The organism is uncultured Tyzzerella sp., from assembly GCF_963558545.1.
Classification (GTDB): Bacteria; Bacillota; Clostridia; order Lachnospirales; family CAG-274; genus Tyzzerella.
In genome coordinates this window covers 20,883-27,103 of record NZ_CAUWHO010000028.1, presented here as the reverse complement: position 1 = coordinate 27,103, position 6,221 = coordinate 20,883, and the positions used below count along the sequence as shown (strand labels likewise).

Annotated in this window: 8 protein-coding genes; all 8 read left to right on the top strand. The window is 27.3% G+C overall.

What is annotated here, in order from left to right:
* Positions 1–312: 312 nt before the first annotated feature.
* The 8 genes from R5Z65_RS05955 (at position 313) to R5Z65_RS05920 (ending at position 6,130) form a co-directional block, all read left to right on the top strand.
* A complete protein-coding gene (locus R5Z65_RS05955) occupies positions 313–612 on the top strand; it encodes a hypothetical protein (protein ID WP_317367794.1) in 300 nt (99 codons plus the stop codon).
* Positions 613–629: 17 nt separating this feature from the next.
* Positions 630–1,550, top strand: coding sequence for an HPr(Ser) kinase/phosphatase (hprK, locus tag R5Z65_RS05950; protein ID WP_317367792.1), 921 nt, complete (start codon positions 630–632; stop codon positions 1,548–1,550).
* Positions 1,551–1,585: 35 nt separating this feature from the next.
* Positions 1,586–2,530 carry an ROK family protein gene (locus R5Z65_RS05945; RefSeq protein ID WP_317367789.1) on the top strand — a complete coding sequence of 315 codons (945 nt, stop codon included), beginning with the start codon at positions 1,586–1,588 and terminating at the stop codon, positions 2,528–2,530.
* Between the two features lie 69 nt (positions 2,531–2,599).
* Positions 2,600–3,487 carry a UDP-N-acetylmuramate dehydrogenase gene (gene murB, locus R5Z65_RS05940; RefSeq protein ID WP_317367795.1) on the top strand — a complete coding sequence of 296 codons (888 nt, stop codon included), beginning with the start codon at positions 2,600–2,602 and terminating at the stop codon, positions 3,485–3,487.
* Positions 3,488–3,496: 9 nt separating this feature from the next.
* Entirely contained in the window at positions 3,497–4,363 is an 867-nt protein-coding gene (rapZ, locus tag R5Z65_RS05935; RefSeq protein ID WP_317367786.1) for an RNase adapter RapZ, read from the top strand.
* Between the two features lie 23 nt (positions 4,364–4,386).
* Positions 4,387–5,292, top strand: coding sequence for a DNA-binding protein WhiA (whiA, locus tag R5Z65_RS05930; RefSeq protein WP_317367784.1), 906 nt, complete (start codon positions 4,387–4,389; stop codon positions 5,290–5,292).
* Positions 5,289–5,534, top strand: coding sequence for an HPr family phosphocarrier protein (locus R5Z65_RS05925; protein WP_317367782.1), 246 nt, complete (start codon positions 5,289–5,291; stop codon positions 5,532–5,534). Before whiA ends, R5Z65_RS05925 begins: the two co-directional genes overlap by 4 nt.
* A gap of 89 nt (positions 5,535–5,623) precedes the next feature.
* Positions 5,624–6,130, top strand: a complete 507-nt coding sequence (locus tag R5Z65_RS05920; protein ID WP_317367780.1) for a GNAT family N-acetyltransferase — start codon at positions 5,624–5,626, stop codon at positions 6,128–6,130.
* Positions 6,131–6,221 lie beyond the last annotated feature (91 nt).

Genomic DNA, 6,221 nt, shown 5'->3' with positions numbered 1-6,221 from the left:
TTATAACCTTAATGGTAAAAAGTCAACTTTAAATTACATTAATTTAAAAAATAAATCTACAATAATATTATTATATAATAATAAATTTTATATACTATTACACATAAGGTAAATTGCAGGTAAAGAAAATATTAAAAACATTATCATCAGTTAAAAAATAAAGTTTTTAGATATATAGTATAAAGTTAAACAAAAGTATATTAGTGCATAGTATATTTTTACATAAAATATACTATGCACTAATATTAATATTGAAAAAAAAATAAATTTGTTATATTATTATTAATATAAATTATTTTTGAGGTGATGGATATGGACAATTTTGTAACAGATTATGTATATTTTGATGAAGAAGTGCAAGAATTTAAAAATGTACACATAAAAATTAATGTTGTAAAAGATGATTTTGTAATAAATATATCATCTGAAGAGATACTAAAAGATGGAGATGTTTTAGTAATATTAAAGCAACTTGAGAACAATTTAACTAAAAAACTTAGAATATCTCTTGTAGAGGAATGTGAGATATTTATTACAGACAAAGAGGGGACTAGAAAAATAGAGCTTGAATATGGAGGATTTTTTATTAAAAAAACTATTAAACAAAGTTGATTTTAAGGAGAAAAAATATGTATTCTGTAAAAATAGAACAGTTAGTTAAAGAATATGAGTTAAAAAATCTTACTCCTAATGTAGATTTCTCTGGAAAGATTTTATGCCATCCAGAAGTAAATAGACCAGCGTTACAATTAGCAGGGTTTTTTGAATATTTTTCATCAGAAAGAATACAAATAATAGGACTTGTAGAACATTCTTATATAGCTACATTACCAAATAAGGAAAAACAAGAGATATTTGAAAAAATATGTTCTTATAAAGTTCCTTGTATAGTTCTTTGTAGAGAGTTGCAACCACCGCAAGAATTATTAGATGCTGCTATAAAACATAGTATACCTGTATTTCAAACAAAAGATTCTACATCAGAATTTGAAAGTGAAGTTATAAGGTGGCTGAGAGTACAGCTTGCACCTAGAGTTACTATGCACGGTGTTTTAGTGGATATATATGGAGAGGGTGTACTTATAATAGGTGAAAGTGGTGTTGGTAAAAGTGAAACAGCACTAGAATTAATAAAAAGAGGTCATAGGCTTGTGGCAGATGATGCTGTAGAGATTAAAAAAGTTTCTCACAATACTTTGGTAGGAAGTTGCCCTGAAATTATAAGGTATTTTATAGAGCTTAGGGGTATTGGAATAATAAATGTAAAACAGATGTTTGGAGTACAATCTGTAAAAGATACACAAGGAATAGACCTTATAATAAAATTAGAGCCTTGGGAAAAAGGAAAACAATATGATAGGCTAGGGCTTAATGAAGAATATATGGATATACTAGGAAATGAAGTTGTATGTCAAACTTTACCTATAAGGCCAGGACGTAACCTTGCTATGATATGTGAGTCGGCAGCTGTTAATAGAAGACAAAAGAAAATGGGATACAACGCAGCTCAAGCACTAAATGAAAGAATAATAAAAAATATGGAAAATTAATTATTTAATTATACATCTTTTAGGAGGTAAAAAATATGTACTACATAGGGATTGATTTAGGTGGAACAACTATAAAAGGTGGTATTGTTACAGAAGATGGTAAAATAATAAAAAGTAAATCTGTACCAACTTTACCAGAGAGAGAAGATAGCCAAATAGTAAAATCTATGGCAATGCTTGCATTAGAGCTTATAAATGAAGAGGGTATTGATATAAAAGATGTACATTCTATAGGCATAGGTGCTCCAGGACTTATAGATAGTAAAAATAAAGTTATAGTTGCATCTAGTAATATTAATTTTAACAACACTAATATTGGACAAGAAATGAAAAAACATTTAGATTTACCTGTATATTTAGAAAATGATGCAAACTGTGCTACAATAGCAGAGTTTGTATGTGGAAGTATGAAAGGATATGATAGTGGAGTAATGTTTACTATCGGAACAGGTGTTGGTGGTGGAGTTATATTAAATGGTAAAATGTCTAAAGGAAGCTACTTAGGAGAAGGAGAGTTAGGGCATATTATTGTAGACTATACAGGTGGAACATATTGTGGTTGTGGACAAAAAGGTTGTTTAGAAACATTTTGCTCTGCAAATGCTATGATAAAATATGCAAAACAGATTTTAGAAAATGAAAAAAATAGTAAAATTTTAGAACTTGCAGATAGCTTTGAAGAAATTAATGCAAAAAATATTTTTGATGCCTATGACTTAAAAGATGATGTAGCTACTAAAGTTGTAGAAAGATTTAATACATATTTAGCTATAGGAATAGTGAATATTGTAAATATATTTAGACCAGGGGTAATATCTATTGGTGGTGGAGCATCTGCAAGAGGTGAATTACTTACAAAACCAATAGAGGAAATTGCCCAAAAAATGATTTATGGTAACGGGTTTGAAACAAAAATAGTGCCAGCTACTTTAGGTAATGATGCAGGCATTATAGGAGCAGCTATGATTAGTAAAGCATAAAACCTTGTTATAATAAATAAATTTATATTAAAATTATATTGTTAGACTTGGAGGAGCTTTATATTGAATATGTTTGAAAAAATTTTAGATAGAGAACAAATTTTTAAAGATGAACCTATGAAAAAACATACTACTTTTAAGATAGGTGGTAATGCAGACTTTTTATTATTACCAAAGACAATAGAACAAATACTAGGGTGTATAAAAATTTGTAAAGAAAACAATATAGATTACTATATAATTGGTAATGGAAGCAACCTTTTAGTTTCTGACAAGGGTTTTAGAGGGGCTATTATAAAGCTTTTAAAAAATTTTAACAAAATTGAAATAGATAAAAATATAATAAAGGCACAAGCAGGTGCAACATTAAGTGCCATAGCAAAAAAAGCATACAATAATTCTTTAAAAGGGCTAGAATTTGCATCTGGTATACCAGGTACTATTGGTGGTGGTGTTTGTATGAACGCAGGTGCTTATGGTGGTGAGCTTAAAGATGTTATAAAACAAGTAACTATTTTAAAAGATAATGAAATAGTTGTTTTAAGCAATAATGAGTGTGAATTTGAATATAGAAATAGCAAAATATTAAAAGAAAACTTAACAGTATTAGAGGTTTATATAGAGCTTGAAAATGGAAAACAAGAAGACATTTTAGAAAAGATGAAACAAAATAACAAAACTAGAAATGAAAAGCAACCAGTAGAATATCCTAGTGCAGGTAGTACATTTAAAAGACCTTTAAACAATTTTGCAGGTAAGCTAATAATGGAAGCAGGGCTTGCAGGTAAAACTATTGGTGGTGCTTGTATATCAAAAAAACATTGTGGATTTATAATAAATAACGGAAATGCTACTTGTGAAGATGTTTTAAAATTGGCAGATTTTGCTTGTACTAAAGTTAAAGAAAAATTTGATATAAATCTTGAAAAAGAAGTACGTGTTATAGGTGAAAAATAGGTGAAAAATATGAAATATGTTATATTAACAGGTATGTCTGGGGCAGGTAAGAGTAGTGTTTTAAAATTTTTTGAAGATATAGGATATTTTTGTGTAGACAATTTACCACCCTCTTTAATACCAAAGTTTACAGAGCTATGTGATAAACCAGGTACAGAAATAGAAAAAGTTGCTATTGGTATAGATATAAGAGGTGGAAAATTATTTGACGACTTTTTTACTTATTTATCTGAAATAAAAAATGAAAATAATTCATTTGAAATATTATTTTTAGATTGCTCTGATAAGGTATTATTAAAAAGATATAAAGAAACAAGAAGAAGACACCCTCTTGCAAAGGGTGAAAGGCTTATAACAGGCATTATTAGAGAAAGAGAACTTTTAAGCAACATAAGAAAAAAATCAGACTATATAATAGACACAAGCCATATTTTATCAAGACAGTTAAAACAAAAAATAAATGATATATTTTTAGAAAATAAGGAATTTGATAGCCTTATGATAAATGTTTTATCTTTTGGGTTTAAATATGGTATACCAAGCGATGCAGACTTGGTATTTGATGTTAGGTTTTTACCTAATCCTTTTTATATAGATGAGCTTAAGCCTTTAACAGGAAATGACATTTTGGTACACGATTATGTTATGAAATATGAAGAAAGCAAATTATTTTTAAATAAGCTTTTAGATATGATAAATTTTTTAATACCTAACTATATAAAAGAAGGTAAAAATCAGCTAGTTATAGCTATTGGGTGTACAGGTGGTAAGCATCGTTCTGTTACACTAGCTAATGAACTTTATAACGGACTTAATAAATTACAATATAGTAGTATTATTACTCATAGAGATATTGACAAAGATAGTAAGAAGTAGTATAGTACAATAAGGTGATTAAAATGTCATTTTCTTTAAATGTAAAAAAGGAAGTTTATACAATAATTAATAATAGGCATTGTGCCATAGCAGAGCTATCTGCCATTACTGACTATTGTGCAGATATAGGATATAATCCCTTGTTTATTAGTATATCATCAGAAAATAAATTTATATTAGATAAGTTTAAAAACCTTATAAAATTTATATTTGATACACAAATTAACATTGATACAGATAACGGAAAATCTTATAAAATTTTTATATGTGATGAGGTATTAGTAAATAAAATATTTAATATAATAAATAAAAATGCATACGAAGAAGACTTATACAGCTCTTTAGTTGTAAATAGTGTGTGTTGTAAAAGAGCATACATTAGAGGAGCATTTTTAAGTACTGGTTATATTTGCTCACCAGAAAAAAACTACCATTTAGAATTTATGTGTAATACCTATAGCCAAGCACAAAACCTTAAAAGGTTAATTAACTTTTTTGATATAGATGCTAAGGCAATAGAAAAAAAAGAGCATTTTATTGTTTATATAAAGGAGGCCGAACAAATAGTTGAACTGTTAAATATTATAGAGGCTCACAAAGCTTTGTTAGAGCTTGAAAATATAAGAATATTTAAAGATGTTAGAAATAATATTAACAGGATTGTAAACTGCGAAACGGCTAATCTTAATAAAATTGTGTCAGCTAGTGTTAAACAAAAAGATAATATAGAATTTATTAAAAACACAGTAGGGTTAGATTATTTGCCAAAACAACTTAAAGAAATTGCTATTTTAAGGCTAAATAATCCAGATATAAGCCTTCAGGAGCTTAGCCAAATGACAAATCCTACAATAACTAAGTCTGGTGTAAACCATAGGCTTAAAAAAATAAATAGTATTGCAGAAAACCTAAGGGGGAAAATAAGATGAAAGAACAAAATTTAAAAATAACAGCATCTATAGAAGCAAGAGAGGTTGCTTTAATTGTACAAACCGCTAGTAAGTTTACAAGCAATATAAAAATTATGTTAGATGACAAGAAGGTAAATGCAAAAAGTATAATGGGTCTTATTGCCCTTGGTGGTTTAGATGGAAAAGATGTTACTATTTTAGCAGAAGGACACGATGAAGAAGAAGCAGTTAAAGAATTATCAGATTTTTTAACAAATTAATTTTTACATATAATATACAATTAAGTAGGCTACCAATATGGTAGCTTATTTATGTTTAATTAATGAAATGTACAATATAAGGAGATAATATGAAGATTAGACAGGCTAAATATGAAGATATAGAAAAAATAATGTTAATAATAAATGAGGCAAAAAAATACTTTGCAGATGAAAAGATATTTCAATGGAGTGAAGAATATCCAAATAGTGATACAATAAAAAATGACATAGATAAAAATGTAAGCTTTGTGGTAGAACACAATAAAGAAATAATAGCTACATTTGTATTTATTATAGGAGAAGACCAATGCTATAAAAATATATATGAAGGTAACTGGATAACAAATGATATATATGCTACTATACATAGACTTGCTATAAGCAATAAATATAAAAGAAAAGGCATAGCATATGAAATTATAAAGTATAGCGAAAAATGTTGTGTAGATAACAATATTAAAAGCCTTAGAATAGATACACATAAATTAAATGTACCTATGATTAAACTTATAGAAAAAAATAATTTTATTTACTGTGGAATAATAAAAACAGAATATCTTTCTGACAGGGTTGCATATGAAAAAGTGTTTATATAAAATTTATATAAAATTATGTTTAAAGCTTGACAACATTATAAAGCTTGATATATATTTATAAATGTATAAATTACAAATAATAACAGGAGAG

Bases quoted from the DNA above. Each gene is read 5' to 3' on its own strand.
- whiA (WP_317367784.1), top strand. From the start codon at position 4,387: ATGTCATTTTCTTTAAATGTAAAAAAGGAAGTTTATACAATAATTAAT.
- R5Z65_RS05925 (WP_317367782.1), top strand. From the start codon at position 5,289: ATGAAAGAACAAAATTTAAAAATAACAGCATCTATAGAAGCAAGAGAG.
- rapZ (WP_317367786.1), top strand. From the start codon at position 3,497: ATGAAATATGTTATATTAACAGGTATGTCTGGGGCAGGTAAGAGTAGT.
- R5Z65_RS05920 (WP_317367780.1), top strand. From the start codon at position 5,624: ATGAAGATTAGACAGGCTAAATATGAAGATATAGAAAAAATAATGTTA.
- hprK (WP_317367792.1), top strand. From the start codon at position 630: ATGTATTCTGTAAAAATAGAACAGTTAGTTAAAGAATATGAGTTAAAA.
- R5Z65_RS05955 (WP_317367794.1), top strand. From the start codon at position 313: ATGGACAATTTTGTAACAGATTATGTATATTTTGATGAAGAAGTGCAA.
- murB (WP_317367795.1), top strand. From the start codon at position 2,600: ATGTTTGAAAAAATTTTAGATAGAGAACAAATTTTTAAAGATGAACCT.
- R5Z65_RS05945 (WP_317367789.1), top strand. From the start codon at position 1,586: ATGTACTACATAGGGATTGATTTAGGTGGAACAACTATAAAAGGTGGT.